Origin of the sequence: Rathayibacter sp. AY1B8 (assembly GCF_002932775.1) — a bacterium.
In the GTDB taxonomy this organism is placed as follows: domain Bacteria; phylum Actinomycetota; class Actinomycetes; order Actinomycetales; family Microbacteriaceae; genus Rathayibacter.
This window is the reverse complement of sequence record NZ_PSWJ01000002.1, coordinates 178,762-204,084: the sequence shown is the minus strand read 5'-3', so window position 1 is coordinate 204,084 and position 25,323 is coordinate 178,762. Positions and strand designations below refer to the sequence as shown.

Here is a 25,323-nt window from a genome sequence, read left to right as displayed (position 1 = left end):
GCGTGAGCGACGGCAACGTGCCCGAGGGAGCGGAGGGCTCGGCGCACCTCGCCGGGGTTCCCGACGAGTTCCAGCGCCTGTGGACGCCGCACCGGATGGTCTACATCCAGAAGGGGCAGCCCGGAGCCGACGACTGCCCCTTCTGCGTGGCGCCGACGCTGAGCGACGAGGAGGCCCTCATCGTCGCCCGCGGGGAGCACGCCTACGTCCTGCTGAACCTGTTCCCGTACAACTCCGGCCACCTCCTGGTCTGCCCGTACCGGCACATCCCGCTCTACGACGAGGCCACTCCCGAGGAAGTGGCCGAGATCGGAGCGCTCACGCAGACGGCCATGCGCGTCGTCCGCTCGGTCTCGAACAACGACGGCTTCAACCTCGGGATGAACCAGGGCGCGGTCGCGGGAGCGGGGATCGCCGCGCACCTGCACCAGCACGTGGTTCCGCGCTGGGCGACCGACGCGAACTTCTTCCCGATCATCGCCCGCACGAAGGCGCTCCCGCAGCTGCTCGGCGACGTGCGGGCGAGCCTCGCGGCGGCCTGGCCGAGCCTCTAGACCGCCGCCCGGCCCCCTGTCCAGCGCCGCGGACGGCGGGCGCCGTCTCGTAGACTCGGAGCTGCCGTCGGCGGAAGTCGCCGCACAGAACAGGACTCGCGAACATGACCGACACCACCACTCCGTCCTCGTCCGCTCCCGAGCAGTTCGGCTCGAGCCGCGTCAAGCGCGGTCTCGCCGAGATGCTCAAGGGCGGCGTCATCATGGACGTCGTCGACGCCGATCAGGCCCGCATCGCGGAGGACGCCGGCGCGGTCGCCGTCATGGCGCTCGAGCGCGTCCCCGCCGACATCCGCTCGCAGGGCGGCGTCGCACGCATGAGCGACCCCGACCTGATCGACGGCATCGTCTCCGCCGTGTCGATCCCCGTCATGGCGAAGGCGCGCATCGGCCACTTCGTCGAGGCGCAGATCCTGCAGGAGCTCGGCGTCGACTACATCGACGAGTCCGAGGTCCTCTCGCCCGCCGACTACGTGAACCACATCGACAAGTGGAACTTCACCGTCCCCTTCGTCTGCGGAGCGACCAACCTGGGCGAGGCGCTGCGCCGCATCACCGAGGGCGCAGCGATGATCCGCTCGAAGGGCGAGGCCGGCACCGGCGACGTCTCCGAGGCGACCAAGCACATCCGCACGATCTCCGGCGAGGTCAATCGCCTGAAGGCGATGACCAAGGACGAGCTCTACGTCGCCGCCAAGGAGCTGCAGGCCCCCTACGACCTGGTCGTCGAGATCGCCCGGACCGGCAAGCTCCCCGTCGTCCTCTTCACCGCCGGCGGGGTCGCGACCCCGGCCGACGCGGCGCTGATGATGCAGCTGGGCGCCGACGGCGTGTTCGTCGGCTCCGGCGTCTTCAAGTCGGGCGAGCCCGCCAAGCGCGCGGCCGCGATCGTGAAGGCGACCACCTTCTTCGACGACGCGAAGGTCGTCGCGGAGGCCTCGCGCGGCCTGGGCGAGGCGATGGTCGGCATCAACGTGGCCGACGTGCCCGCGCCGCACCGCCTCGCCGAGCGTGGCTGGTAGCGCCGACGCGCCGCTCGCCGGCGCAGGACCGACGCGGGAGTCCCTCGAGGGGCTCCGCGTCGGCGTCCTCGCGCTGCAGGGCGACTTCCGCGAGCACGCGCACGTCCTGCGCGAGCTGGGCGCCGAGGTGGTGCTGGTGCGCCGCCCGGAGGAACTGGCCGCCGTCGCGGGGCTGGTCATCCCGGGCGGCGAGTCCACGGTGATGGACAAGCTGTCGCGCCTCTTCGGCCTCGCGGAGCCGGTCGTCGAGGCGATCGGGGCGGGGATGCCCGTCTACGGGACCTGCGCCGGGCTGATCATGCTCGCCGACCGGGTCCTCGACCGCATCGACGGCCAGAGCAGCTTCGGCGGCCTGGACGTGTCGGTCCGGAGGAACGCGTTCGGCAACCAGCTCGACTCCTTCGAGACCGATCTCGACGTGCCGGCCATCGGCGATCCGCCGGTGCACGCGGTCTTCATCCGCGCACCGGTCGTGGAGGAGCTGGGGGAGCGGGCGACCGCTCTCGCCAGCGTCGCCGACGGGCGGGTGGTCGCGGTCGAGCAGGGCAACCTCCTCGGGACGGCGTTCCATCCCGAGATCACCGGCGACTACCGGTTCCACGAGCTGTTCCTGCGGAAGGTCGCGGCGACGCGCTTCGGCGACTGACCCGCTGCCGTCCCCTCCGCCAGGGGTGGACGGCGCGGGAACCGCGGGCCAGGGTGGTCGCATGCCCGAACTCCCCGAGGTCCAGGCCCTCGCCTTCGATCTCGACGCGCGCCTGGGCGGACGCGTCCTCGAGCGGCTCGACGTGTTCGCGATCTCCGCCCTCAAGACCGTCGCCATCCCGCCGTCGGCTCTGTCCGGCGAGACCGTCCACGGAGTATCGCGGCACGGCAAGTTCCTCGACCTCGCAGTCGGCGAGGCCCACGTCCTCCTGCACCTCGCCCGCGCCGGCTGGGTCCGCTGGCGGCCCGAGCGGCCGACGGCTCCGGCGAAGCCCGGCCGGGGCCCGCTCGCCGCTCGGCTGGTCCTCGACGACGGGTCGGGGTTCGACGTGACGGAGGCCGGCACCAAGAAGAGCCTCGCGCTCTCGATCGTCGCCGATCCGCTCGACGTCCCGGGCGTCGCCCGGCTGGGTCCCGATCCGCTGGACCCGGAGTTCACCGAGGAGATCCTCGGCGCGATCCTCGCCACGGCGGGCCGGGCGCAGGTGAAGGGCGTCCTCCGCGACCAGTCCCGCATCGCCGGCATCGGCAACGCCTACTCGGACGAGATCCTCCACGTGGCGCGCATGTCGCCCTTCAAGCCCGCCGCGCTCACCGCCGACGAGCTGGACCGCCTCTACGCGGCCCTCCGCTACACACTCGAGGAGGCGCTCGCCCGCGCCGAGGGCCTGCACGCGGCCGACCTCAAGCGCGAGAAGAAGCTCGGCATGCGCGTCCACGGCCGCACAGGAGAGGCGTGCCCCGTCTGCGGCGACACGATCCGCCAGGTGGTCTTCCACGACTCCACGCTCCAGTACTGCCCCACCTGCCAGACCGACGGCAGGATCCTCGCCGACCGGCTGCTGTCGCGGCTGATCAGATAGCGAGCCGGTCCCTGCCCGGCTCGCCGCGGTCGGCTCTCGGGGGTGGCTGGGTGGGTGGAGCGGGTCGCGTTCGCCTACAGCGATCCGCTGGTACGCGGATCACTGGTTCGGCTGTGCATGTGGGGAGCCGGTCCCTGCCCGGCTCGCCGCGGTCGGCTTTCGGGGGTCGCGGGGTGGGTGGAGCGGGTCGCGTCCGCCTAGCGCGATCCGCTGGGACGCGGATCGTGCGTTCGGCGGTGCGGGGGCTGCCGAGACGGCGGCTCGTCTCCGGCGAGGAGGGTGTGGAAGTCTCGGTGCTCGGGCCGAGACGGGCGCGGACCGGCTCTCGAATAGACTGGCCCCTGCCATCAGCGGCGCCCTCGGGGGCCGCACGCAACGAGATTTCCGAGGGAGCACCGTGTCCGGGCATTCCAAGTGGGCCACGACCAAGCACCAGAAGGCGATCAAGGACTCGCGCCGCGCGAAGTCCTTCGCCAAGCTGATCAAGAACATCGAGGTGGCCGCCAAGATCGGCGGCGCCGACCTCTCCGGCAACCCGACGCTCGTCGACGCCGTGCAGAAGGCGAAGAAGACCTCGGTGCCGAACGACAACATCGACCGCGCGATCAAGCGCGGCGCCGGCCTCACCGGCGAGGTCATCGACTACACGACGATCATGTACGAGGCCTACGGCCCCAACGGCATCGCCCTGCTCGTCGAGTGCCTCACCGACAACAAGAACCGCGCCGCGGCGGACGTCCGCACCGCGATGACCCGCAACGGCGGCACCATGGCCGACCCGGGCAGCGTCGCCTACAACTTCGCGCGCAAGGGCGTCATCTCCGTGCCCCACGGAGAGAGCGTCACCGAGGACGACGTGCTCGGCGCGGTCCTCGACTTCGGCGTCGACGACGTGCTCGACCACGGCGAGAGCTTCGAGGTCCGCGTCGAGCCGAGCGAGCTCGTCCCGGCCCGCTCGGCCCTGCAGGAGGCAGGCATCGACTACGACTCCGCCGACATCGAGTTCGTCGCCTCCCTCCAGGTCGAGGCCGACGCCGAGACGGCCCGCAAGGTCTTCCGCCTGATCGACGCGCTCGAGGACTCGGACGACGTGCAGAACGTCTACACCAACCTCGACATCACCGCCGAGGTGCGCGCCGAGCTCGAGAACGAGGAGTGACGCGGTGAGCCCGGCCCGATCCCGAGGGGCGGCCTGATGCGCGTCCTCGGGATCGACCCCGGGCTCACCCGCTGCGGCGTCGGCATCGTCGACGTCTCGCGCGACCGCCGCGCGACCCTCGTGCACGTGACGGTCCTCCGGACACCGCCCGATGACGCGCTGGAGCGCCGCCTGCTGGCCCTGGGCGACGGGCTCGAGGCGCTGCTCGACGAGCACCGCCCCGACGCCGTCGCGATCGAGCGGGTCTTCGCGCAGAACAACGTCAGCACCGTGATGGGCATCGCGCAGATCAGCGGCGTCGCCCTCGTCGCGGCGGCCCGGCGCGGGCTCCCGGTCGGGATGCACACTCCGAGCGAGGTGAAGGCCGCCGTCACCGGCTACGGAGCCGCGGACAAGCGCCAGGTCACCGCGATGATCCAGCGCGTCCTCCGGCTCGACGCCCCGCCGCGGCCGGCCGACGCGGCCGACGCCCTCGCCCTGGCCGTCTGCCACGCCTGGCGGGCCCCTCTCGCGCCCTCCTCCGGGTCGGCGGGAGCCGGTGCCGACGGAGCGGCGGGCGGCACAGCAGCGCAGCGGGCGTGGCGCGCCGCCGAGGCCGCGAGTCGAACGCCTGTTCGAGCATCTAGACTGACGCGGTGATCTCCTCCCTCCGCGGCACCGTCCTCTCCGCCCGCGGGAGTCTCGCCGTCCTCGACGTCCACGGCGTCGGCTACGCGGTGAACGTGACCCCGCAGCACGCGCTCGAGATGCGCGTCGGCGACGAGACCACGGTCAGCACCGTGCTCGTCGTCCGCGAGGACTCGCTCACCCTCTACGGCTTCCCCGACGAGGAGCAGCTCGAGATCTTCGAGCTGCTGATCGGCGTGACCGGCGTCGGCCCGAAGTCCGCCCTCGGCGTGCTCGGCGCGGTCGAGCCGGACCGGATCGCGCAGGCGGTCGCCGACGAGGACGACGGGGTGTTCCGGAAGGTCAGCGGCATCGGCCCGAAGACGGCGAAGCTGATCATCCTGTCCCTCGCCGGCAAGGTGACCGTCCGTCCGCGCGCCGCCCGCGGTTCCGGTCCCGCCGCCACCGCCGCGCAGAACGTGCTCGCGGCGCTCGTCGGCCTCGGCTGGCCCGAGCGCACCGCGGCCGACGTGGTCGACGAGATCCTGCTCGACGCGCAGGCCTCCGACGCCGCGAACGTGCAGGCGCTGCTCCGGCTCGCCCTCGCCCGCCTCGGCCCGGCGGCCCGCTCGTGAGCGACGAGGTGCTGGGCGCCGAGGTCGCCTCGGAGGCCGAGGTCGCCTTCGAGGGTGCACTGCGCCCCAGGAACCTCAGCGAGTTCGTCGGCCAGCGCAAGGTGCGCGGCCAGCTCGAGCTGCTGCTCAAGGCCGCGGCCATGCAGGGCCGGACCCCCGACCACATCCTGCTCGCGGGCCCGCCCGGGCTCGGCAAGACGACCCTCGCGATGATCGTGGCGGAGGAGAGCTCCTCGCCCCTGCGGCTCTCCAGCGGCCCCGCGATCCAGCACGCGGGCGACCTCGCCGCCGTCCTCTCCTCGCTGCTGCCCGGCGAGATCCTCTTCATCGACGAGATCCACCGCATGGCGCGCTCCGCGGAGGAGATGCTCTACCTCGCGATGGAGGACTTCCGGATCGACATCATGGTCGGCAAGGGGGCGGGAGCGACGTCCGTCCCGCTGGATCTCGCCCCGTTCACGCTCGTCGGCGCCACGACCCGCTCCGGCCTGCTGCCCAATCCGCTCCGCGACCGCTTCGGCTTCACCGCGCACCTCGAGTTCTACGCGGAGGACGAGCTGCGGCAGGTGCTCGCCCGGGCGGCACGGCTGCTCGAGCTCGACATCGACGCGGACGCGATCGCCGAGATCGCCGGCCGCTGCCGAGGCACCCCGCGCATCGCCAACCGCCTGCTCCGGCGGGTGCGGGACTTCGCCCTGGTCCACGGCGGACGGGCCGACGTGACCGCCGTCCGCGCGGCGCTGGAGCTCTACGACGTCGACGCGCTCGGACTCGATCGGCTCGACCGCGCGGTGATGGAGATCGTGCTGACCCGCTTCGACGGCGGGCCGGTCGGCCTGAACACCCTCGCCGTGTCGGTGGGGGAGGAGGCGGAGACGGTCGAGGCCGTCGTCGAGCCGTTCCTCGTGCGGATCGGATTGCTGACCCGGACGCCGCGCGGCCGCGTGGCGACCCCCGCCGCCTACCGCCACTTCGGCATCGACCCACGGGGGACGGCGGCTCAGCCGCCCCTGTTCCCCGATGATCTATGATTCTCTAGGCCCGACGGGCCGCTCGATCCGCTCCGCCTCGACCTGAGGCCGCGCGGCGGATCGCCCATCCACTCCGGAAGGCCCACCCATGGATCCGACGATCATCCTGCTCGTCCTGCTGCTCGCCGTGATGATCATCTTCATGTTCCGCAACAACAAGAAGCGCCAGCGCGACGCGGAGAGCATGAAGAACAACCTCCAGCCGGGGGTGGAGCTGATGACCGGCTCCGGCCTCTTCGGCACCGTCGTGTCGATCGACGACGAGGCGAACAAGATCGTCATCGAGTCGACCCCCGGCACGCTGCTGACCATCCACCGTCAGGCGATCGCCCGGCTCATCGACCCGAGCGAGAACGCCGTCGTCGTCGAGACCGAGGACGAGGCCGACCCGCTGACCGCGACCGGCTCGCCCGAGTTCGGCGAGCGCGACTCCGCGCACCGCGACCCGCTGGTGGACCCGGTCGAGCGCGACCGCCGCCCCGACGCGCAGTAGTCTCCTGGGCGGGCCGGGCGCATCGGCGCCCGCCCGCCCTTCTCCACACCCGGGCGTCCCCGGGCCGATCACCGTCGACCGAAGAGAAAGCTGAGCCCTGGGTGGCCGCATCAACCCCCGTCCGGAAGGCCCGCCGCTCCCTGAGCTGGCTCGGTGTCCTGATCCTCGCTCTCGTCGGACTCAATACGGCGGCCGTCCTCTGGGGCGGCGGCTCCTGGACGCCGAAGCTCGCCCTCGACCTCGAGGGCGGCACGCAGATCGTCCTGCAGCCGCAGCTGAACGACGGCGACACCGTCTCGTCGGAGCAGCTGACGCAGGCCGTCTCGATCATCCGCCAGCGCATCGACGCGTCCGGCGTCTCCGAGGCCGAGATCACGACCCAGGGCTCGAGCAACATCGTCGTCTCGATCCCCGGCACGCCCGACGACGAGACGCTCCAGCGCATCGAGGCCTCGGCGAAGCTCGACTTCCGCCCGGTCCTCGTCGCGAGCCAGGCCACCAACAGCTCGGTCGGCGGCGACGCGACGTCCTCGCCCACGCCGACACCCGTCGACCCGTCGCTCGCGACGGAGCCGACCGCCTCGCCGACGAACGCGAGCGACCTCGCCTACCTCACGCCGGCGCTCGAGGCCCAGTACACCTCGTTCGACTGCGCGTACCTCAACGGCCAGGACCCGAACCTCGCCCCGGCCGACCAGCCGCTCATCACCTGCGACGACAGCGGGACGGTGAAATACGTCCTCGGCCCGGTGGAGATCACCGGCGAGGACATCTCGGACGCCTCGAACGGCCTGATGACGACTTCCTCCGGTGCCAGCACCGGCACCTGGGCCGTCAACCTCTCGTTCGACGACCAGGGCACGCAGGCCTTCGGCGCCACGACCTCGCGCCTCGTGGCGCTGCAGGGTGCGCAGAACCAGTTCGCGATCGTCCTCGACGGCCGGGTCATCTCGGCCCCGTCGACGAACGCCGCCATCACGGACGGCAACGCGCAGATCTCGGGCTCCTTCACGCAGGAGTCGTCGAAGACGCTCGCCGACCAGCTCAAGTACGGCGCGCTGCCGATCGGCTTCCAGGTCCAGAGCTCGGACAGCATCTCGGCGACGCTCGGCTCCGCCCAGCTCGCCAGCGGCCTGCTCGCCGGCCTCATCGGCCTGATACTCGTCATCGTCTACTCCATCGCGCAGTACCGCGTGCTCGGAGCCGTCACGATCGCCTCGCTGCTCGTCGCGGCGATCGTCACCTACCTCGTCGTCACGCTGCTGTCCTGGCGGGAGGGACTGCGCCTCTCGCTCGCAGGAGTCGCGGGTCTCATCGTCGCGATCGGCATCACGGCCGACTCGTTCATCGTGTACTTCGAGCGCATCCGCGACGAGCTCCGCGACGGACGCGGCCTCGAGTCCGCCGTCGAGTCCGGCTGGCGGCGCGCGCTGCGCACGATCTTCGCGTCCGACATGGTGAACCTGCTCGCCGCGGTGGTCCTCTTCTTCCTCGCCGTCGGCAGTGTCCGCGGCTTCGCGCTCACCCTCGGGATCACGACGATCATCGACCTGATCGTGGTGGCGCTGTTCACCCACCCGATCCTGCAGCTGATGGCCACGAGACCGTTCTTCGCCGAGGGGCACAAGGCCTCGGGCCTGGATCCCCGGGCGCTCGGGGCCGTGTACCGCGGCCGAGCCGCCTTCCGTCCGCAGGACCAGGTGGTCGCCGGCAAGCGCGCCTCCGCGTCCCGTGAGGCGGCCAAGCGCCAGACCATCGCCGAGCGGAAGGCCGCCGAGGCGGCCGGCCTGCGCGACTCCAACGACTCGAACGGGAAGGACGCGTGATGGCCAGCTTCTCGCAGTTCGGAAACGACCTCTACACCGGTGCGCGATCGATCGACTTCGTCGGCCGGCGCCGCACGTGGTACCTCGTCTCGCTCGCCCTGATCCTGATCACGCTGCTCGGGACGGTCGCCCGCGGCGGCTTCAACTTCGGCATCGAGTTCACCGGCGGCTCGCAGTTCACGGTGTCCTCGCCGTCGAGCCTCGAGCAGGCGACGGCGACGGATGCGGTGACCTCGGTCGCTCCCGAGACCGTGCCGCGAGTGTCCATCGTCGGCGACGACTCCATCCGCGTGCAGACCGGCCAGCTCTCGACAGACGAGTCGACCGCGGTGCGGAACGCCCTGTCGGAGGCCTACGACGTGCCCACCGACCAGGTCGCCTCCTCCTTCATCGGAGCGGCGTGGGGCAACGACGTGACCCAGCAGGCCCTGCGCGGCCTGGTGATCTTCGTGGTCCTCGCGGCCCTGGCCATGTGGGCGTACTTCCGCACCTGGAAGATGTCGCTCGCGGCGATCGTCGCGCTCCTGCACGACCTCGTGATCGTGGCGGGCGTCTACGGCATCACCGGCACCGAGGTGTCGCCGGCGGCGGTGATCGGACTGCTGACGATCCTCGGCTACTCGCTCTACGACACGGTCGTGGTCTTCGACAAGATCCGCGAGAACACCGTGGAGGCGCTCGGCAGCACGACCCGCACCTTCTCCGAGACGGTGAACCTGGCCGAGAACCAGACTCTCGTGCGCTCCATCAACACCTCGATCGTCGCCGCCCTCCCGGTGGCCGCGATCCTCGTGATCGGTGCGTTCGTCCTCGGCGCGGGCACGCTCCGCGACATCTCGCTCGCCCTGCTGATCGGCATCATCGTCGGCACGTACTCGACGATCTTCGTCGCGGCGCCGCTGTACGCCCAGCTGCGCAGCCGGGAGCCCGAGATCTCCAAGCACGACAAGCGCGTGGAGTCGGCCCGGGCGAAGGCGACCGCTCCGGCCGCGCCGGCCGTGCAGGGCTGAGCCGTGGCCGACTACGCACAGGTCACCGCGGGCGACGCCGTCGGACTCGTCGCGCGCGACGAGGTCTGGCTGCTCGACGTCCGGGAGCCGCACGAGTGGGCGGCGGGGCACGCTCCGGCCGCCCATCACATCCCGATGGGGGAGATCGGCGCCCGGCAGGACGAGCTCCCGGCCGACACGGCGATCCTGGTGGTCTGCCACTCCGGAGTCCGCTCCGCGATGGTGACGCAGGCCCTCGAGGGCGCCGGATACGAGGTCGCCAACGTCGACGCCGGCATGACCGCCTGGGCCGCGGCGGGCGGCGACGTGGTCGACGGCGAGGGGCGCCCCGGACGCATCGGCTGACGCCGGCGCCGTCCGCCCCGGGCGGAACGGTCATCGGCACCGTCCGCACGGGCGATAATGGGGCGATGGAGATCCTCGCGTGACGGAAACGACGACGACGTCCTCGACCGCTGCCCTGCGCAGACTGGTCCCGCGGATCTTCTCGCGCGCGCAGCCCTCCGGTGCTGTCGACACCCTCGTCCGCACCGTCCGGATGCACCATCCGAAGAGCGACATCGCGCTGATCGAGCGCGCGTACTCGGTCGCGGAGCGGGCGCACGCGAACCAGAAGCGCCGCAGCGGCGAGCCCTACATCACTCATCCGCTGGCCGTCGCGCAGATCCTCGCCGACCTCGGCATCGGCTCGAAGACGATCGCCGCCGCGCTGCTGCACGACACCGTCGAGGACACCGATTACCAGCTCGACGAGCTCCGCGCGGACTTCGGCGACGAGGTCGCGATGCTCGTCGACGGCGTCACCAAGCTCGACAAGGTCAAGTACGGCGACAGCGCGCAGGCCGAGACCGTCCGCAAGATGATCGTGGCGATGTCGAAGGACATCCGCGTCCTGATCATCAAGCTCGCCGACCGCCTCCACAACGCGCGGACCTGGGGCTTCGTCCCCGCCGAATCCGCCGCCCGCAAGGCCACCGAGACTCTCGAGATCTACGCGCCGCTGGCGCACCGCCTCGGCATCCAGGCGATCAAGTGGGAGCTCGAGGACCTGTCCTTCGCGGTGCTCTACCCCAAGATCTACAACGAGATCGAGAGCCTGGTGAAGCGGCGGACGCCGCAACGCGAGGAGTTCGTGCAGAACGTCATCGACCTGATCAGCGAGGACCTGCGGGCCGGGCGGATCCGCGGTCGCGTCGTCGGCCGGCCGAAGCAGTACTACTCGATCTACCAGAAGATGGTCGTCCGCGGTCGCGAGTTCGACGAGATCTACGACCTGGTCGGCATCCGCGTCCTCGTGAACTCGGTGCGCGACTGCTACGCCGTGCTCGGCTCGATCCACGCCCGCTGGACGCCGATGCCGGGCCGGTTCAAGGACTACATCGCCACTCCGAAGTTCAACCTCTACCAGTCGCTGCACACGACGGTCGTCGGGCCGAAGGGCCGCGCGGTCGAGATCCAGATCCGCACCAACGAGATGCACCAGCACGCGGAGTTCGGCATCGCGGCGCACTGGAAGTACAAGGAGCAGATGGCCACCGGCAAGGTGCCCACCTCCGGATCGAACGACACCGACCTCGCCTGGCTCGCGCACCTCTCGGACTGGCAGTCGGAGACCACCGACCCGAACGAGTTCCTCGACTCCCTCCGCTTCGAGATCGGCGCCAAGGAGGTCTACGTCTTCACGCCGAAGGGACGCGTGATCGGCCTGCCGACCGGCGCGACCCCGGTCGACTTCGCCTACGCGGTGCACACCGAGGTCGGGCACCGGACGATGGGCGCCAAGGTCAACGGGCGCCTCGTGCCGCTGGAGTCGGCTCTGACGACGGGCGACGTGGTCGAGGTCTTCACCTCGAAGAACCCCGACTCGGGACCGAGCCAGGACTGGCTCCACTTCGTGCAGAGCCCGCGGGCCCGCAACAAGATCCGGCAGTGGTTCACCAAGGAGCGGCGCGACGAGGCGATCGAGCAGGGCAAGGACTCCATCGCCCGGGCGATGCGGAAGCAGAACCTGCCGCTGCAGAAGCTGATGAGCCAGGACACCTTCACCGAGGTGGCCAGCCAGCTGCGCTACAACGACGTCGAGGCGCTCTACGCGGCCGTCGGCGAGGGCCACGTCTCGACCCAGTCGGTGCTCGAGAAGGTCGTCTCCTCCATCCAGGGCGATCCGGAGTCGGACGAGAACGAGGTCACCCTCCCGCGCTCGCCCCGGCCGCGGAGCCGGAGCAGCGAGTCGGGCGTCCTCGTGAAGGGCGCGCCGGACATCCTCGTGAAGCTCGCGAAGTGCTGCACTCCGGTTCCGGGCGATCAGATCGTCGGATTCGTGACGCGGGGAGCCGGCGTCTCCGTGCACCAGGCGAACTGCCACAACGTGCAGGAGCTGCTGAAGGAACCGGAGCGGATCGTCGACGTCGAGTGGGCGCCGTCCTCCAAGAGCATCTTCCTCGTGCAGATCCAGGTCGAAGCGCTGGACCGCTCGGGCCTGCTGAGCGACGTGACGCGCGTGCTCTCGGAGCACCACGTCAACATCCTCTCGGCGACGGTCTCGACCTCGAGCGACCGGCTGGCGATCAGCCGGTTCGTCTTCGAGATGGGCGACACCACCCACCTGGACCGCGTGCTGAACGCCGTGCGCCGGATCGACGCCGTCTACGACGTCTACCGGGTGAACGCGGGCTGATCCCCGGGCGGCGCCTCGCCGAGCGCCGCCCGCAGCCGTCGTCCGACGATCCTCCGTCCGGCGACGGCGCTGCCCTCCTCCAGCCTCGCGAGGACGGCGTCGAGGCCGGTCCGGGTGCTCCGAGAGAGCGCCCGGAGGATCCGGCCCGCGTCCTCCGTCCGGGCGAGGTCGATCAGCGTGCGAGCAGGCGACGTGACCGGCGCGCCGCCGAGGAGGACGACGTCGTCCTCGTCGAGCAGGACCTCGTGGCACCGCAGGCGGGGGTTCGACGGCGCCTGCCGGCGCTTCCGCCGGTCGATCGAGGCGCTGTGCACCGGCGGCGGACGGTTCGTCGCTCCGTGCACCCACGCGGCGGAGAGACGATCGGCGACGGCGCCGCGGGGGAGCAGCGAGCGCAGGGAGGCGGCCCGCTCGGACGCCCCCAGGGGCAGGTCCGCGACGAGGAAGCCCTCGTCGAGCGCGACCAGCTCGCCGTCGAGGCGGGCGGCGCACAGCTCCGCGAGAGGAAGGTGCCCAGGGAGGAGCACGGAGGGGAGGCGCATCCGGCCATGCTGGCCGATGCGCCTCCCCTCCGGAGCGTCGCGAGCGGATCTGTGGAGGGATCCGCCGGAGCGGGTCTAGCCGATCGCGTCGAGCCAGACCTTGCGGGCGTCGAGCGCCTCCTGAGCCTGGGCGATCGCGTCGCGGTCGCCGCGCGCCTTCGCCTCGTCGAGCTCGTCCTGGAGCTTCTGGATCGCGGCGGTCAGCTGCGAGGCGAGACCCTCGGAGCGGGCCTTGCGCTCCGGGTTGCTGCGGTTCCAGTGCTCCTCGTCGAGCTTGCGGACGTGCGCCTCGACCTTGCGGAGGCGGTCCTCGACGGTGCGCACCTGCTCGCGCGGCACGCGGCCGACGGCGTCCCAGCGCTCCTGGATCGAGAGCAGCACCCGCTTGGCCTTCTCGCGGTCCTGCTCCTGCAGGAGCGGCTCCGCCTCCTCGAGGAGGGCGAGCTTGAGGTCGAGGTTCTCGGTGTACTCGACGCTCTCCTGCGCGACGATCTCGGCCTTGGCGCCGTAGATCGCGTCGCCGGCGGCCTTGAAGCGCGCCCAGAGCGCGTCGTCGAACCGCTTGCCTGCACGGCCGGCGACCCGCCAGCGCTCGAGGAGCGCGCGGTAGTCCGGGATGGCGTCGGCGCCCTGGGGCACCAGCGCCTCGGCCTGGTCGATGAGCGCCTGCTTGGCCTGCTTGGCCTCGCGGTGCGCGGAGTCGAGGTCGGCGAAGAACGCCTTGCGGTTCTGCTCGATCGTGGTGCGCGCACCGCGGAACCGGCGCCACAGCTCGTTCGCGTCGTTCTTGGGCAGGCGCGGGCCCTGCTGCTGGTGGTTCTGCCAGCGGGCGAAGAGGTCGTCGATCGCGGCGCTGGCCTGCTTCCACTGCGTCTTCGCCGGGTCGACAGCCGCCAGGGCCTCGGCCTCAGCGACGATGGCCTCGCGGTAGGCGAGGGCCTCGGACAGCGCGGCCTTCGACTCGGCCGCCTGCTGCTCGGTCAGATCCTCGACGGAGCCGCTCAGCGCGTCGACCCGGGTCTGCAGCGACTCGAGGTCGCCGACCGCGTTCGCCTGCGCGATGGCCGCGGACAGCGACTGCACCGTGCGGGCGACGTCTCCGGCGGGTGCGCCCCGCTTGGCGCGCTGCTCGAGCAGGGAGACCTGCCCGGCGAGCTCCGTGTACTTGCGCTCGTAGTAGGCGAGCGCCTCCTCGGGAGTCGCATCGGGGTACTGGCCGACCTCTCGCTCCCCGTCGCCGACGCGGACGTAGACCGTCCCGTCGTCGCCGACCCGTCCCCACGGCTGCTGGTCACTCATCGCTCGGAGCCTCACCTTGCTGTTCGATGTCGTGCTTCTCGGTGCCCGTCGCGTCGTCGGCCGGTGGGGCTCGACGGCCGGAGGGCCGAAGACCGCGCTCGGCCGCGAACGGGCAGTGACGACAAGCCTATTGCACTCCCCGCGCGGGCGGACCGTGACGACGCCGCGGGTGCGGCTACTCGACGGAGACGGAGGTGATGGTCACGGGCTCGGCGGGGGCGCCGTCACCCGATCCGTCGGCCGTGCCCTTCGACACGACGTCGCTGACGAGCGCGTCCAGTCCCGAGGTGACCTGCCCGAGCACGGTGTACCCGCCGGCCGCGTCGGCGGGCAGGGTCGTGTCCTGGTAGACGACGAAGAACTGGCTGCCCTGGCTGTAGCCGTTGCCGCCCTGGCGGGCCATCGCGATGGTCCCGGCCGGGTAGACGCCGTCCTCGGGCGCGTTCTCGACGGGGCCGTAGCTGTAGCCCGGTCCGCCGGTGCCGTCGCCGTCCGGGTCGCCGCACTGGAGGACGTAGAGGCCCTCCGTGGTGAGGCGGTGGCAGGAGACGCCGTCGTAGAAGCCGGACTGCGTCAGCGAGATGAAGGAGGACACCGCCTGCGGGGCGGCGGCGCCGGCGAGCGTGATGCCCAGCGGGTCCTCGCCGATCGTGAGCGTGCCCGTCCAGTCGCGGCCCTCGGCGATGTCGGAGGAGGGGACGTCGCCGGTGTTCGACCCCGTCGCCTCGGGCGTCGGGGTCGCGGAGGAGGAGGAGGTCGGCTCGGCGACCGGGGTGCCGGGGCCGCCGGAGAAGTAGAGGATCTGGGCGACGACCGCGAGCCCGATCACGACGACGGCGGCGATCGCCGCGATCACGTTGTCGCGCACGCGCCGCTTCTGCCTCGAGCGGTGGAGGCTCTGACGGGCCTGGTAGGCCCGGAGCCGGGTGCGCGCCTCGCGGTCGTTCGACTTGCCCTGGGCCACGTGATCCTCCGACGTCCTCGTCCGCGCGGCTTCGGCGCGGCGGCCCGCGCACGCAGGCCGCGTCGAGCCTACGAGAACCGCCGGAGGCGCGACAAACGCCGCTCCGTCGCGCCGGGCAGTCGGGCCGGGGCTCTGTCGGAGGCCGTCGTTACGCTGGGGGCATGACCATGCAGCAGGCCGGACTCCGCTCCGGGGCGACTCCGCTCGCCGTGCGGATGCGGCCGCGCAGCCTCGAGGAGGTCGCCGGCCAGCGCCACCTCCTGACGCCCGGCTCGCCCCTGGTCGCCCTCGCCGCCGACACGACGGGGGAGCGGGGAGCGGTGTCCGTGATCCTCTGGGGCCCTCCCGGCACGGGCAAGACCACGCTCGCGCAGGCGGTGGCCCACTCCAGCGGCCGCCGCTTCGTCGAGCTCTCCGCCGTCACGGCGGGCGTGAAGGACGTGCGGCAGGTGATGGAGGAGGCGCTCTCCACCCGCGACCTCTACGGCACGTCCACCGTGCTCTTCCTCGACGAGATCCACCGCTTCACCAAGGCGCAGCAGGACGCACTGCTGCCCGGGGTCGAGAACGGGTGGGTCATCCTCATCGCGGCCACGACCGAGAACCCCTCGTTCTCGGTGATCGCGCCGCTGCTCTCGCGCTCGCTCCTGCTGACCCTCGAGCCGCTCAGCGACGACGACCTGGGCGTCCTGGTCGACCGCGCCCTGCACGACGAGCGGGGTCTGCGCGACTCGGTGACGCTGGAGGAGGAGGCCCGGGCGAGCATCGTGCGGCTCGCCTCCGGAGACGCCCGGCGGGCGCTGACCGCGCTCGAGGCCGCCGCCACCTCCGCCCGCTCGGAGGCCCGCGAGGCCGACCGGGTCGCCCGCGCCGCCGCCGCGGAGGACCCGGACGAGGAGGACGAGGACGACGAGGGCGCTCCCGTCGAGGCCGCCGCCGAGGAGCCCGCGCTCCCCGTGATCACGACCGAGGTCGTCGCGCGCGCCGTCGACCGCGCCCTGCTGCGCTACGACCGCAACGGCGACGAGCACTACGACGTCATCAGCGCCTTCATCAAGTCCATCCGGGGCTCGGACGTGGACGCGGCGCTGCACTACCTGGCCCGGATGATCGAGGCGGGGGAGGATCCGCGGTTCATCGCCCGCCGCATCATCGTCTCCGCGTCCGAGGACATCGGCATGGCCGACCCGCAGGCGCTCGTCGTCGCGATCGCCGCGGCCGACGCCGTGCAGTTCATCGGCATGCCGGAGGGGCGCATCCCGCTCGCCCAGGCGGTCGTGCACCTGGCGACCGCCCCGAAGTCGAACGCGTCCTACTCCGCCATCGACGCGGCCATCGCGGACGTGCGCGCGGGCCGCGCGGGTCGGGTGCCGGCGCACCTGCGCGACGCGCACTACCCCGGCGCCAAGAAGCTCGGCCACGGGAAGGGCTACCGGTACCCGCACGACGCCGACCTCGGCGTCCTCGAGCAGCAGTACCTCCCGGACCCGCTCCAGGGCGCGCGGTACTACCGGCCCACCGAGCACGGCAACGAGCGCGACGTCTCCGCACGACTGGCGAAGCTCCTGCGCATCATCCGCGGCGACCGGGGCTGACCCCGCCGACCGCGAGCTCGCGCGACCCGCACGGGAGGCCGTGGCCTGATAGTCTTGCGAGGTTGCCCACCGCTCTGTAGCCGAGCGGAGCAGCGCATCCCTCTGAATCGCGCAGCCCGCCACTGCGGTCACACTTCCCCCGCACCCGCGGAGGACACGACCGCGGCGTCCGCCCTCCTCCCGGAGCCGGCGGTCGAGAGCTGCGACCGAACCTCTCAGACCTTGGAAGGACCACTGTGTCGACCACGTCCCGTACCCGCTCGAAGACGCGCCTCTCGCGCGCCCTCGGCATCCCCCTGACCCCGAAGGCCGCCCGCTACCTCGAGAAGCGTCCCTACGCTCCTGGCGAGCACGGCCGCTCGAAGCGCAAGGCCGACTCCGACTATGCGGTCCGCCTGCGTGAGAAGCAGCGTCTGCGCGCCCAGTACGGCATCCGCGAGAAGCAGCTCCGCATCGCCTTCCAGGAGGCGCGCCGCACCCAGGGCCTGACCGGTGAGAACCTGGTCGAGCTCCTCGAGATGCGCCTCGACGCCCTCGTCCTGCGCTCGGGCTTCGCCCGTACCACCGCGCAGGCCCGCCAGTTCGTCACCCACCGCCACATCATGGTGGACGGCAAGACGGTCGACCGCCCCTCCTTCCGCGTGAAGCCGGGCCAGGTCATCCACGTCAAGACCCGCTCCGAGGGCACCGAGCCCTTCCAGGTCGCCGCCGCCGGTGGACACGTCGACGTCCTCCCCAAGACCCCGGGCTACCTCGAGGTCGAGATCGACAAGCTGCAGGCGACGCTCCTGCGCCGCCCGAAGCGCGCCGAGGTCCCCGTGACCTGCGAAGTGCAGCTCGTCGTCGAGTACTACGCGGCCCGCTGAGTCCAGCCCCGCAGAGAAAGGCCCCGGTGTCCGCACCGGGGCCTTTCCCGTTCCCGGGGTCGCGATCCGGAGTGCCCGCCGCGCTCCGAGAGTCCCGCGCTGCGCCCGATCCGGCCGTCGCGCCCGAGCCGAGCGCCCGTCCCCGCGTCCGACCCTCTCGCGGCCCGTCGGTAGGCTGGAGTGCCGCGCTGGGCGGCATCGAACGGAGGTCACCGTGACCGGTGGAGACATCGCAGGGCTCATCGCCGCGGGGGTGTTCGCGATCCTGGTGGCGATCACCGCCGTCCCGCTCTGGAAGCTCGGGCGCGTCTTCGACAGCACGAGCGAGGCCATCAAGCAGGCCAGCGACGGCCTGACGCCGATCCTCGACGAGTCGGCCTCCACCCTCCGCGAGGCCAACCACCAGCTCGCGCGGGTGGACACGATCACCAAGGACGTCGCCGAGGTCACCGGCAACGTCAACGCGCTCGTCGCTCTCACGGCCGCGACCGTCGGCGGTCCGCTCATCAAACTCGCCGGCTTCACCGCCGGAGTCCGCGCCGTGCTGGTCGCCGGACGGACGGCCGACAAGGCCGGAGCCGCGGTCGGCCGCTCCGCCGCGAAGCGCACGAAGCGCCCGCGCTCGAAGTAGCGCCGCGCCCGCGCCCTAGAATCGAACGGGTCGTCGCGCCGTCGCGCCCGCCCCGCCGCTGTGGAAGGACACCCCGTGAAGAACATCCTCCTGATCGTCATCGGGATCGGCCTCGGATTCGCGGTCGCCCACCAGGTCTCGCGCACCGAGGCGGGCGCCCGGCTCTTCGCCGATATCAACCGCACCGCGAAGGAGCTCGGCGAGGCCGTCTCCGAGGGCTACCACCAGCGCGAGGCCGAACTGAAGGCCGCCATCGGCGAGGGCTGACGCCCCGCCGCCCGACATCCGCGTCGTCACCGACCGAACCGTAACGGAACCCATGCAGACCGCAGACATCCGCAACCGCTGGCTCGACTTCTTCGGGAGCCGCGGCCACACCGTGGTCCCCTCCGCCTCCCTCGTGAGCGAGGACCCGAGCCTCCTCTTCACCGTCGCCGGCATGGTGCCGTTCGTGCCCTACCTCACCGGAGTGGTCCCCGCGCCCTACCCGCGTGCCACCAGCGTGCAGAAGTGCATCCGCACCAACGACATCGAGGAGGTCGGCAAGACGCCTCGTCACGGCACCTTCTTCCAGATGAACGGCAACTTCTCCTTCGGCGACTACTTCAAGGAGGGGGCGATCGGCTACGCCTGGGAGCTGCTCACCGGCGCCGAGAGCGACGGGGGACTGGGCTTCGACGAGAAGGACCTCTGGGTCACCGTCTACAAGGACGACGACGAGGCGATCGCGCTCTGGAAGACGATCGCGGGACTGCCGGACGAGCGCATCCAGCGCCTGGACAAGGACACCAACTACTGGTCGACCGGCCAGCCCGGCCCCGCCGGCCCCTGCTCCGAGATCTTCTTCGACCGCGGCCCCGCCTACGGGATCGACGGCGGCCCGGCGACGGACGACGACCGCTACGTGGAGATCTGGAACCTCGTCTTCATGCAGTACCTCCGCGGCGAGGGCACGAGCAAGGTCGACTTCGACATCCTCGGCGAGCTGCCGCGCAAGAACATCGACACCGGCATGGGCCTCGAGCGCGTCGCCTTCCTCAAGCAGGGCGTCGAGAACATGTACGAGATCGACCAGGTCCGTCCGGTCCTCGATCGCGCCGCCGAGCTCTCGGGCCGCCGCTACGGAGCCGTCCACGAGGACGACGTCCGCATGCGCGTCATCGCCGACCACGTGCGCTCCTCGCTGATGCTGCTGTCGGACGGCGTGACGCCGTCGAACGAGGGGCGCGGCTACATCCTCCGCCGCCTGATGCGCCGCACGGTGCGCGCCATGCGCCTGCTCGGAGTGGACACCGCGACGTTCCCCGAGCTCTTCGCCGCCTCGCGCGACGCGATGGCGTCGGCCTACCCCGAGGTGTCCACGGAGTTCGAGCGCCTCTCGACCAGCGCCTACGGCGAGGAGGAGGCGTTCCTGCGCACCCTCGCGGCCGGCACCGAGATCCTCGACCTCGCGGTCCTGAAGACGAAGAAGGCCGAGTCGCCGACGCTGCCGGGCGACACCGCGTTCCTCCTGCACGACACCTTCGGGTTCCCGATCGACCTCACCCTCGAGATCGCCGAGGAGTCGGGTCTGACGGTCGACCGCGAGGCGTTCGATTCCCTCATGACCGCGCAGCGCACGCGTGCGAAGGCCGACGCGAAGTCGAAGAAGTCGGCGCTGGCCGATCTCTCGGTCTACGCCGACTTCCGCGCCCACGGCGAGACGCTGTTCACCGGCTACGACGTGCTCGACACCGAGACGCGCATCCTCGGCCTCATCGTCGGCGGGCACTCCGTCACGAAGGCGGTCGCGGGCGACATCGCCGAGGTGATCCTCGAGGCGACCAGCCTCTACGCGGAGTCGGGCGGCCAGGAGGCCGACGCCGGCCGCATCGTCGGCTCCGGCTTCGATCTCGAGGTCCTCGACGTGCAGAAGCCCGTCAAGGGGCTCATCAGCCACAAGGTCCAGGTCGCCAGCGGCGAGGTCGGAGTGGGCGACGCCGCCACCTCCGTCGTCGACCGCGACTGGCGCCGGGGCGCCACGCAGGCGCACTCGGGCACGCACCTCATCCACGCCGCGCTGCGCCAGGTGCTCGGTCCGCAGGCGCACCAGTCCGGCTCCTACAACAAGGCGGGCTACCTGCGCCTGGACTTCTCGTGGAACCAGGCCCTCTCGCTCGAGACCCGCAGCGAGATCGAGGAGATCGCCAACACGGCGATCCGTGACAACCTCGAGGTCGTCACGCGCGAGCTCCCGATCGACGAGGCGAAGGCGCTCGGCGCGATGGCCCTCTTCGGCGAGAAGTACGGCGACGTCGTCCGCGTGGTCGACATCGGCGGGCCCTGGTCGCGCGAGCTCTGCGCGGGCACCCACGTCGGGCGCTCGTCCGAGGTCGGCGTGATCAGCCTGGTCAGCGAGTCCTCGGTCGGATCGACCAACCGCCGCGTCGAGTCGCTCGTGGGCCGCGAGGCCTTCCAGGAGCTCGCCGCCGAGCGCGCCCTCGTCAGCACGATCTCGTCCTCGCTGAAGACCCCGCGCGAGCAGCTCCCCGAGCGGATCGGCGAGCTCGTCGCGAGCCTCAAGGCCGCCGAGAAGCGGATCGCCGCGTTCGAGGCCAAGGCCCTCGCCGACCGGGTGCCCGCCCTCGCCGCGACCCGTCGCACGGTGGGCGGCACGACCGTCGTCGCCGAGAGCATCGGCACCGCGGGATCGACCGACGAGCTGCGCTCCCTCGTGACCTCCGTCCGCGAGCGGCTCGGCCAGGAGCCGGCCGTCGTCGCGCTCGCCGCCGACGTCTCGGGCAAGCCCGCGGTGATCGTCGCCACCAACCAGGCCGCCCGCGACCAGGGCCGCCGCGCGGGTGCGCTCGCCAAGCGCGCCGCCGGGATCCTCGGTGGCGGCGGAGGCGGCAAGGACGACCTCGCCCAGGGCGGCGGCTCCGACGTCTCCGCCATCGGCGCGGCGCTCGAGGCCGTGGTGCAGGAAGCGACCAGCTGAATGAGCCGGTTCGGCGTCCGGCTCGGCATCGATGTGGGCCGTGCCCGCATCGGGGTCGCCCGCTGCGACGCCGACGGCCTGCTCGCGGTGCCCGTCGAGACGGTCGCGAGGGCGGGCACTGACGGCGGATCCTCGGACGTCTCCCGAATCGCGCACCTCGCCGCCGAGTACGATGCCCAGGCGATCATCGTCGGACTGCCGTTGTCGCTGTCGGGGGCCGAGACGGCCTCGACGGAGGACGCGCGCGGATTCGCTCGACTGCTCGCCGAGGCGGTGCCCACCGCTCCGGTGCGGCTCGTCGACGAGCGGCTGTCGACGGTCACCGCTCAGAGCGCCCTGCACCGCTCCGGACGCACCACCCGCGGCTCCCGAGCCGTGATCGACCAGGTCGCCGCCGTGGTGATCCTGCAGCACGCCATCGATTCCGAGCGCTCGGCCGGCACCCCGGCCGGGGTCCTGCTCGAACCGAACGAAGGACCTCCTCGTGACCGACGTCCCCCCGAGCCGCCGCGACGCCCGCGCCGCCGAGCAGGCGCAGCCGACTCCGCCCGACCCGACTCCGGAGCAGCAGCCCGCGCCGACTGAGGCGCACGATCCTCTGGGCCGCCTCTTCACCGGGCCCGACGTGCCCGAGCCCCGCGGCCGCGACGACGCGGCCGCGTTCGACCCGGACGCGCGCCCGAAGCGTCGCCGCGCGGCTCGCGCGACGGGTGGCGCGAAGAAGCGCCGCAGCCGCCGCGGGCTCATCGGCGGGCTTCTGGCCTTCGGCGTCTTCGCCGCGCTCGTCGCCATCGCGGTGACGATCTTCCTCGAGCCCGTGCGCGGCCTGTTCGCCGAGCCCGAGCCGACCGACTTCACCGGCACCGGCTCGAGCGAGGTGCTGTTCACGATCCACCAGGGCGACGGCGGCAGCGACATCGCCAACAACCTCGTCTCGGACGGGGTCATCAAGTCGTACGACCCCTTCTACGACCTGCTCCTCGCCCAGAGCCCGGAGCCCGTCTTCCAGCCCGGTGCGTACTCGCTCAAGGCCGAGATGAGCGCCAAGGCCGCACTGTCGGCGCTGCTCGACTCCGAGTCGACGCGCCTCGCGAACACCTTCGTCATCCCCGAGGGGACGGCGCTCAAGGAGGCGCTGCCGCTCATCGCGGACGGTACCGGGGTCGCGCTGACGGATCTCGAGGCGGCCGCCGCCGACTGGGGCTCGTTCGGGCTCCCGGCCGGGGCGACGAGCCTCGAGGGGTTCCTGTTCCCCGCGACGTACGACATCGACCCGTCGACACCGGCGCACGACATCCTGAAGACCCTGGTCGACCGGATGTACCAGTCGCTCGACCAGGCCGGCGTGCCGGTGGACGACCGCTACCGCGTCGTGGTGTTCGCGTCCCTCGTGCAGCGCGAGGCCCGCGTCGCCGAGGACTTCCCGAAGGTCGCGCGCGTGTTCCAGAACCGCCTCGACCAGGGGTGGCGCCTGCAGTCGGACGCGACCGTGGCGTACGGCACCGGCGCGACCGACCGCGTCTCGACCACGGACGCCGAGCGGAACGACGCCGGCAACGTCTACAACACCTACCAGCGCGACGGCCTGCCGCCCGCGCCGATCTCGAACCCGGGCGACGTGGCGATCGACGCGGTCATGCACCCCGCGGACGGCACCTGGATGTACTTCGTCACGGTGAACCTCGAGACGGGCGAGACGGTCTACTCCACCACCGACGCCGAGCACAACGCGGCCGTCGACCAGTGGCAGGCCTGGATGCGGGACCACCCGGAGTACCAGTGACGGCCGCCGGGTACCGCCTCGCGGTCCTCGGCGCGCCGATCGCGCACTCGAAGTCGCCCGCGCTGCACGCGGCCGCGTACCGGGTGCTCGGACTCGACTGGAGCTACCGCGCCGTCGAGACGACGGAGGCGACCCTCTCCGAGGTCGTGTCCGGTGAGCCCTGGCACGGCCTGTCGCTGACCATGCCGCTCAAGCACGCGGTGCGCCCGCTGCTGGCGGAGGAGGACGCGGTCGCCCGGGCCACCGGCGCGGTCAACACCGTGCTGGTCGACCGCTCCGGCCCGGCACCCCGCCTCCGCGGGTTCAACACCGACGTCGCGGGCATCGTGCGCGCCCTCGCCGAGGCGGGCGTCGTCTCGGCGGAGCGCGTCCAGGTGCTCGGCGGGGGAGCGACCGCCGCCTCCGCCCTGGCCGCCGCCGCCGAGCTGGGCGCGGCGCGGGTCGACCTCGTCCTGCGGACGGCGTCGAGGGCCGTCGAGCTCGCTCCGCTCGCGGAGTCGCTCGGCGTCCTGATCTCGGTCCGCTCCTTCGCCGACTGGTCCACCGGAGCGCCGCTGGTGATCTCGACGCTCCCCGGCGGGGCGGCTGACGGCCTCGACGTGCCCGACGCGGCGGTCGCGGGCTCGACCCTGTTCGACGTGGCGTACTCCCCGTGGCCGAGCGCTCTCGCCCGGCGCTGGGAGCAGGGCGGCTCCCCGGTCGTCTCCGGGCTCGGGATGCTGCTCCACCAGGCACTCGTGCAGGTGCGGATCTTCGTCGGCGGCGACCCGGCCCTGCCTCTCGATCGCGAGGACGAGGTGCTCGCGGCGATGCGCCGAGCCGTCTCGGCGGGTCCGGCGCACTGACCTCGTGTGCCAGAATCGGAGGATGCTCCGTTGGCTCACGGCCGGGGAATCCCACGGTCCCGAACTCGTCGCCGTCCTCGAAGGACTGCCGGCGGGCGTCCCCGTCTCCCTCGACGACATCCGCGCCGATCTGGCGCGCCGGAAGCTCGGCTACGGCCGCGGAGCCCGGATGAACTTCGAGCAGGACGAGCTGACGATCTCCTCCGGCGTCCGGCACGGAGCGACGATGGGCAGCCCCATCGCCCTGCGCATCGGCAACACGGAGTGGCCGCGCTGGGTCGACGTCATGTCGGCGGAGCCCCGCGACCCCGAGAGCCTGCCCAAGGGCCGCGGCGCCGCGCTCACCCGGCCCCGCCCGGGCCACGCCGACCTCGTCGGGATGCAGAAGTACGGCTTCCCCGAGTCCCGCAACGTGCTCGAGCGCGCCTCCGCCCGCGAGACCGCGGCCCGCGTCGCCCTCGGGGCCGTCGCCCGCCGCTTCCTCGGCGAGCTCGGCGTCTCGCTCGTCAGCCACACCCTCGCCATCGGGCCTGTCCGCGTGCCCGAGGGCTCGCCGCTGCCCGGCCCGGCCGACGTCGCCGCCCTGGACGCGGATCCGCTGCGCTGCCACGACGCCGCGACCAGCGCCCTCATGGTCGCCGAGGTGGACCGCGCCCACGACGACGGCGACACGCTCGGCGGCGTGGTCGAGGTCCTCGCGTACGATCTCCCGCCCGGACTCGGCTCCTACGTGCACTGGGACCGTCGTCTCGACTCCCAGCTCGCGGCGGCCCTGATGGGGATCCAGGCGATCAAGGGCGTCGAGGTCGGCGACGGCTTCCTCACCACCACCCGCCGCGGCTCGGAGGCGCACGACGAGCTGTTCCAGTCCGCCGCCGGGATCTCCCGGTCCAGCGACCGGGCCGGCGGCACCGAGGGTGGGATGAGCACGGGGACCGTGCTGCGGGTCCGCGCCGGCATGAAGCCGATCGCGACCGTGCCGCACGCGCTGCGCACCGTCGACGTCGCCACCGGCGAGGCGGCCGGCGCCCACCACCAGCGCTCCGACGTCTGCGCGGTGCCGGCGTCCGGTGTCGTCGCGGAGGCGATGGTCGCCCTGGTGCTCGCGAACGCCGTGCTCGAGAAGTTCGGCGGCGACAGCGTCACCGAGACCCGCCGCAACCTGCAGGGCTACCTCGCCGCCATCCCCGACGAGCTCCGCACGGCCGCCGCGAGCGACCCGGCTCTCGGGCTCGACTGA

24 protein-coding genes and 1 pseudogene are annotated in these 25,323 nt (G+C 72.1%); 22 read left to right on the top strand and 3 right to left on the bottom strand.

The features are described from left to right. The first annotated feature begins 2 nt into the window (after positions 1–2). From C5C63_RS02530 to C5C63_RS02470, 13 genes are all read left to right on the top strand, one after another. Positions 3–554: an HIT domain-containing protein gene (locus C5C63_RS02530; RefSeq protein WP_258065371.1), complete on the top strand. Its 552-nt coding sequence runs from the start codon at positions 3–5 to the stop codon at positions 552–554. Positions 555–658: 104 nt separating this feature from the next. Beyond that, positions 659–1,576, top strand: coding sequence for a pyridoxal 5'-phosphate synthase lyase subunit PdxS (pdxS, locus tag C5C63_RS02525; RefSeq protein ID WP_104224629.1), 918 nt, complete (start codon positions 659–661; stop codon positions 1,574–1,576). Positions 1,577–1,649: 73 nt separating this feature from the next. Then, positions 1,650–2,222 (top strand): pyridoxal 5'-phosphate synthase glutaminase subunit PdxT, encoded by a 573-nt coding sequence (gene pdxT, locus C5C63_RS02520; protein WP_374953051.1) that lies wholly within the window; start codon positions 1,650–1,652, stop codon positions 2,220–2,222. Between the two features lie 61 nt (positions 2,223–2,283). Then, on the top strand, positions 2,284–3,144 hold the full coding sequence (locus C5C63_RS02515; protein WP_104325435.1) for an Fpg/Nei family DNA glycosylase: 861 nt from the start codon (positions 2,284–2,286) through the stop codon (positions 3,142–3,144). A gap of 397 nt (positions 3,145–3,541) precedes the next feature. Beyond that, on the top strand, positions 3,542–4,303 hold the full coding sequence (locus C5C63_RS02510) for a YebC/PmpR family DNA-binding transcriptional regulator (protein ID WP_104224772.1): 762 nt from the start codon (positions 3,542–3,544) through the stop codon (positions 4,301–4,303). A gap of 36 nt (positions 4,304–4,339) precedes the next feature. After that, positions 4,340–4,942 carry a crossover junction endodeoxyribonuclease RuvC gene (gene ruvC / locus C5C63_RS02505; protein ID WP_104225338.1) on the top strand — a complete coding sequence of 201 codons (603 nt, stop codon included), beginning with the start codon at positions 4,340–4,342 and terminating at the stop codon, positions 4,940–4,942. Continuing rightward, the gene (gene ruvA, locus C5C63_RS02500) at positions 4,939–5,544 is read left to right on the top strand and encodes a Holliday junction branch migration protein RuvA (RefSeq protein WP_104225337.1); all 606 of its coding nucleotides are present in this window, start codon (positions 4,939–4,941) and stop codon (positions 5,542–5,544) included. The genes ruvC and ruvA overlap by 4 nt, the downstream gene beginning before the upstream one ends. After that, entirely contained in the window at positions 5,541–6,575 is a 1,035-nt protein-coding gene (gene ruvB, locus C5C63_RS02495) for a Holliday junction branch migration DNA helicase RuvB (RefSeq protein WP_104224769.1), read from the top strand. Before ruvA ends, ruvB begins: the two co-directional genes overlap by 4 nt. Positions 6,576–6,663: 88 nt before the next feature. Beyond that, complete coding sequence (yajC, locus tag C5C63_RS02490; protein WP_104233318.1) at positions 6,664–7,068, top strand: preprotein translocase subunit YajC; 405 nt, start codon at positions 6,664–6,666, stop codon at positions 7,066–7,068. Between the two features lie 101 nt (positions 7,069–7,169). Further along, complete coding sequence (gene secD / locus C5C63_RS02485) at positions 7,170–8,894, top strand: protein translocase subunit SecD (RefSeq protein WP_104292657.1); 1,725 nt, start codon at positions 7,170–7,172, stop codon at positions 8,892–8,894. Continuing rightward, positions 8,894–9,904 (top strand): protein translocase subunit SecF, encoded by a 1,011-nt coding sequence (gene secF, locus C5C63_RS02480; protein ID WP_104233316.1) that lies wholly within the window; start codon positions 8,894–8,896, stop codon positions 9,902–9,904. The genes secD and secF overlap by 1 nt, the downstream gene beginning before the upstream one ends. A 3-nt stretch (positions 9,905–9,907) precedes the next feature. Beyond that, positions 9,908–10,249: a rhodanese-like domain-containing protein gene (locus tag C5C63_RS02475; RefSeq protein WP_104257329.1), complete on the top strand. Its 342-nt coding sequence runs from the start codon at positions 9,908–9,910 to the stop codon at positions 10,247–10,249. Positions 10,250–10,328: 79 nt separating this feature from the next. Further along, a complete protein-coding gene (locus C5C63_RS02470; RefSeq protein ID WP_104225334.1) occupies positions 10,329–12,581 on the top strand; it encodes a bifunctional (p)ppGpp synthetase/guanosine-3',5'-bis(diphosphate) 3'-pyrophosphohydrolase in 2,253 nt (750 codons plus the stop codon). Here C5C63_RS02470 and C5C63_RS02465 read toward each other — a convergent pair. The 3 genes from C5C63_RS02465 to C5C63_RS02455 form a co-directional block, all read right to left on the bottom strand. Then, entirely contained in the window at positions 12,560–13,123 is a 564-nt protein-coding gene (locus tag C5C63_RS02465) for a type IV toxin-antitoxin system AbiEi family antitoxin (protein WP_104292658.1), read from the bottom strand. The two genes, C5C63_RS02470 and C5C63_RS02465, sit on opposite strands and share 22 nt — an antisense overlap. Before the next feature lie 75 nt (positions 13,124–13,198). Continuing rightward, positions 13,199–14,422, bottom strand: a complete 1,224-nt coding sequence (locus tag C5C63_RS02460) for a DUF349 domain-containing protein (protein ID WP_104224762.1) — start codon at positions 14,420–14,422, stop codon at positions 13,199–13,201. A 175-nt stretch (positions 14,423–14,597) separates the two neighbouring features. Beyond that, positions 14,598–15,386: a peptidylprolyl isomerase gene (locus C5C63_RS02455; RefSeq protein ID WP_104325434.1), complete on the bottom strand. Its 789-nt coding sequence runs from the start codon at positions 15,384–15,386 to the stop codon at positions 14,598–14,600. A gap of 161 nt (positions 15,387–15,547) precedes the next feature. Between C5C63_RS02455 and C5C63_RS02450 the strand changes: the two genes are divergently transcribed. The 9 genes and pseudogenes from C5C63_RS02450 (at position 15,548) to aroC (ending at position 25,323) form a co-directional block, all read left to right on the top strand. Beyond that, complete coding sequence (locus tag C5C63_RS02450; protein WP_104225330.1) at positions 15,548–16,981, top strand: replication-associated recombination protein A; 1,434 nt, start codon at positions 15,548–15,550, stop codon at positions 16,979–16,981. Between the two features lie 236 nt (positions 16,982–17,217). Next, positions 17,218–17,847, top strand: a complete 630-nt coding sequence (gene rpsD, locus C5C63_RS02445; RefSeq protein WP_068210518.1) for a 30S ribosomal protein S4 — start codon at positions 17,218–17,220, stop codon at positions 17,845–17,847. A gap of 214 nt (positions 17,848–18,061) precedes the next feature. After that, entirely contained in the window at positions 18,062–18,478 is a 417-nt protein-coding gene (locus C5C63_RS02440; RefSeq protein ID WP_104224759.1) for a DUF948 domain-containing protein, read from the top strand. A 75-nt stretch (positions 18,479–18,553) separates the two neighbouring features. Continuing rightward, positions 18,554–18,745, top strand: coding sequence for a hypothetical protein (locus C5C63_RS02435; RefSeq protein WP_104225329.1), 192 nt, complete (start codon positions 18,554–18,556; stop codon positions 18,743–18,745). Positions 18,746–18,797: 52 nt separating this feature from the next. Next, positions 18,798–21,455: an alanine--tRNA ligase gene (alaS, locus tag C5C63_RS02430; protein ID WP_104296193.1), complete on the top strand. Its 2,658-nt coding sequence runs from the start codon at positions 18,798–18,800 to the stop codon at positions 21,453–21,455. Beyond that, a pseudogene (ruvX, locus tag C5C63_RS02425) lies at positions 21,456–21,929 on the top strand (Holliday junction resolvase RuvX); the annotation flags it as partial. Between the two features lie 10 nt (positions 21,930–21,939). Continuing rightward, complete coding sequence (mltG, locus tag C5C63_RS02420) at positions 21,940–23,238, top strand: endolytic transglycosylase MltG (protein ID WP_104313171.1); 1,299 nt, start codon at positions 21,940–21,942, stop codon at positions 23,236–23,238. Beyond that, a complete protein-coding gene (locus C5C63_RS02415) occupies positions 23,235–24,083 on the top strand; it encodes a shikimate dehydrogenase (protein ID WP_258065370.1) in 849 nt (282 codons plus the stop codon). The genes mltG and C5C63_RS02415 overlap by 4 nt, the downstream gene beginning before the upstream one ends. Positions 24,084–24,105: 22 nt before the next feature. Continuing rightward, positions 24,106–25,323, top strand: coding sequence for a chorismate synthase (gene aroC / locus C5C63_RS02410; RefSeq protein ID WP_104296194.1), 1,218 nt, complete (start codon positions 24,106–24,108; stop codon positions 25,321–25,323).

Bases quoted from the DNA above. Each gene is read 5' to 3' on its own strand.
- C5C63_RS02460 (WP_104224762.1), bottom strand. From the start codon at position 14,422: ATGAGTGACCAGCAGCCGTGGGGACGGGTCGGCGACGACGGGACGGTC.
- C5C63_RS02450 (WP_104225330.1), top strand. From the start codon at position 15,548: ATGACCATGCAGCAGGCCGGACTCCGCTCCGGGGCGACTCCGCTCGCC.
- secF (WP_104233316.1), top strand. From the start codon at position 8,894: ATGGCCAGCTTCTCGCAGTTCGGAAACGACCTCTACACCGGTGCGCGA.
- C5C63_RS02515 (WP_104325435.1), top strand. From the start codon at position 2,284: ATGCCCGAACTCCCCGAGGTCCAGGCCCTCGCCTTCGATCTCGACGCG.
- pdxS (WP_104224629.1), top strand. From the start codon at position 659: ATGACCGACACCACCACTCCGTCCTCGTCCGCTCCCGAGCAGTTCGGC.
- aroC (WP_104296194.1), top strand. From the start codon at position 24,106: ATGCTCCGTTGGCTCACGGCCGGGGAATCCCACGGTCCCGAACTCGTC.
- ruvC (WP_104225338.1), top strand. From the start codon at position 4,340: ATGCGCGTCCTCGGGATCGACCCCGGGCTCACCCGCTGCGGCGTCGGC.
- C5C63_RS02465 (WP_104292658.1), bottom strand. From the start codon at position 13,123: ATGCGCCTCCCCTCCGTGCTCCTCCCTGGGCACCTTCCTCTCGCGGAG.
- yajC (WP_104233318.1), top strand. From the start codon at position 6,664: ATGGATCCGACGATCATCCTGCTCGTCCTGCTGCTCGCCGTGATGATC.
- alaS (WP_104296193.1), top strand. From the start codon at position 18,798: ATGCAGACCGCAGACATCCGCAACCGCTGGCTCGACTTCTTCGGGAGC.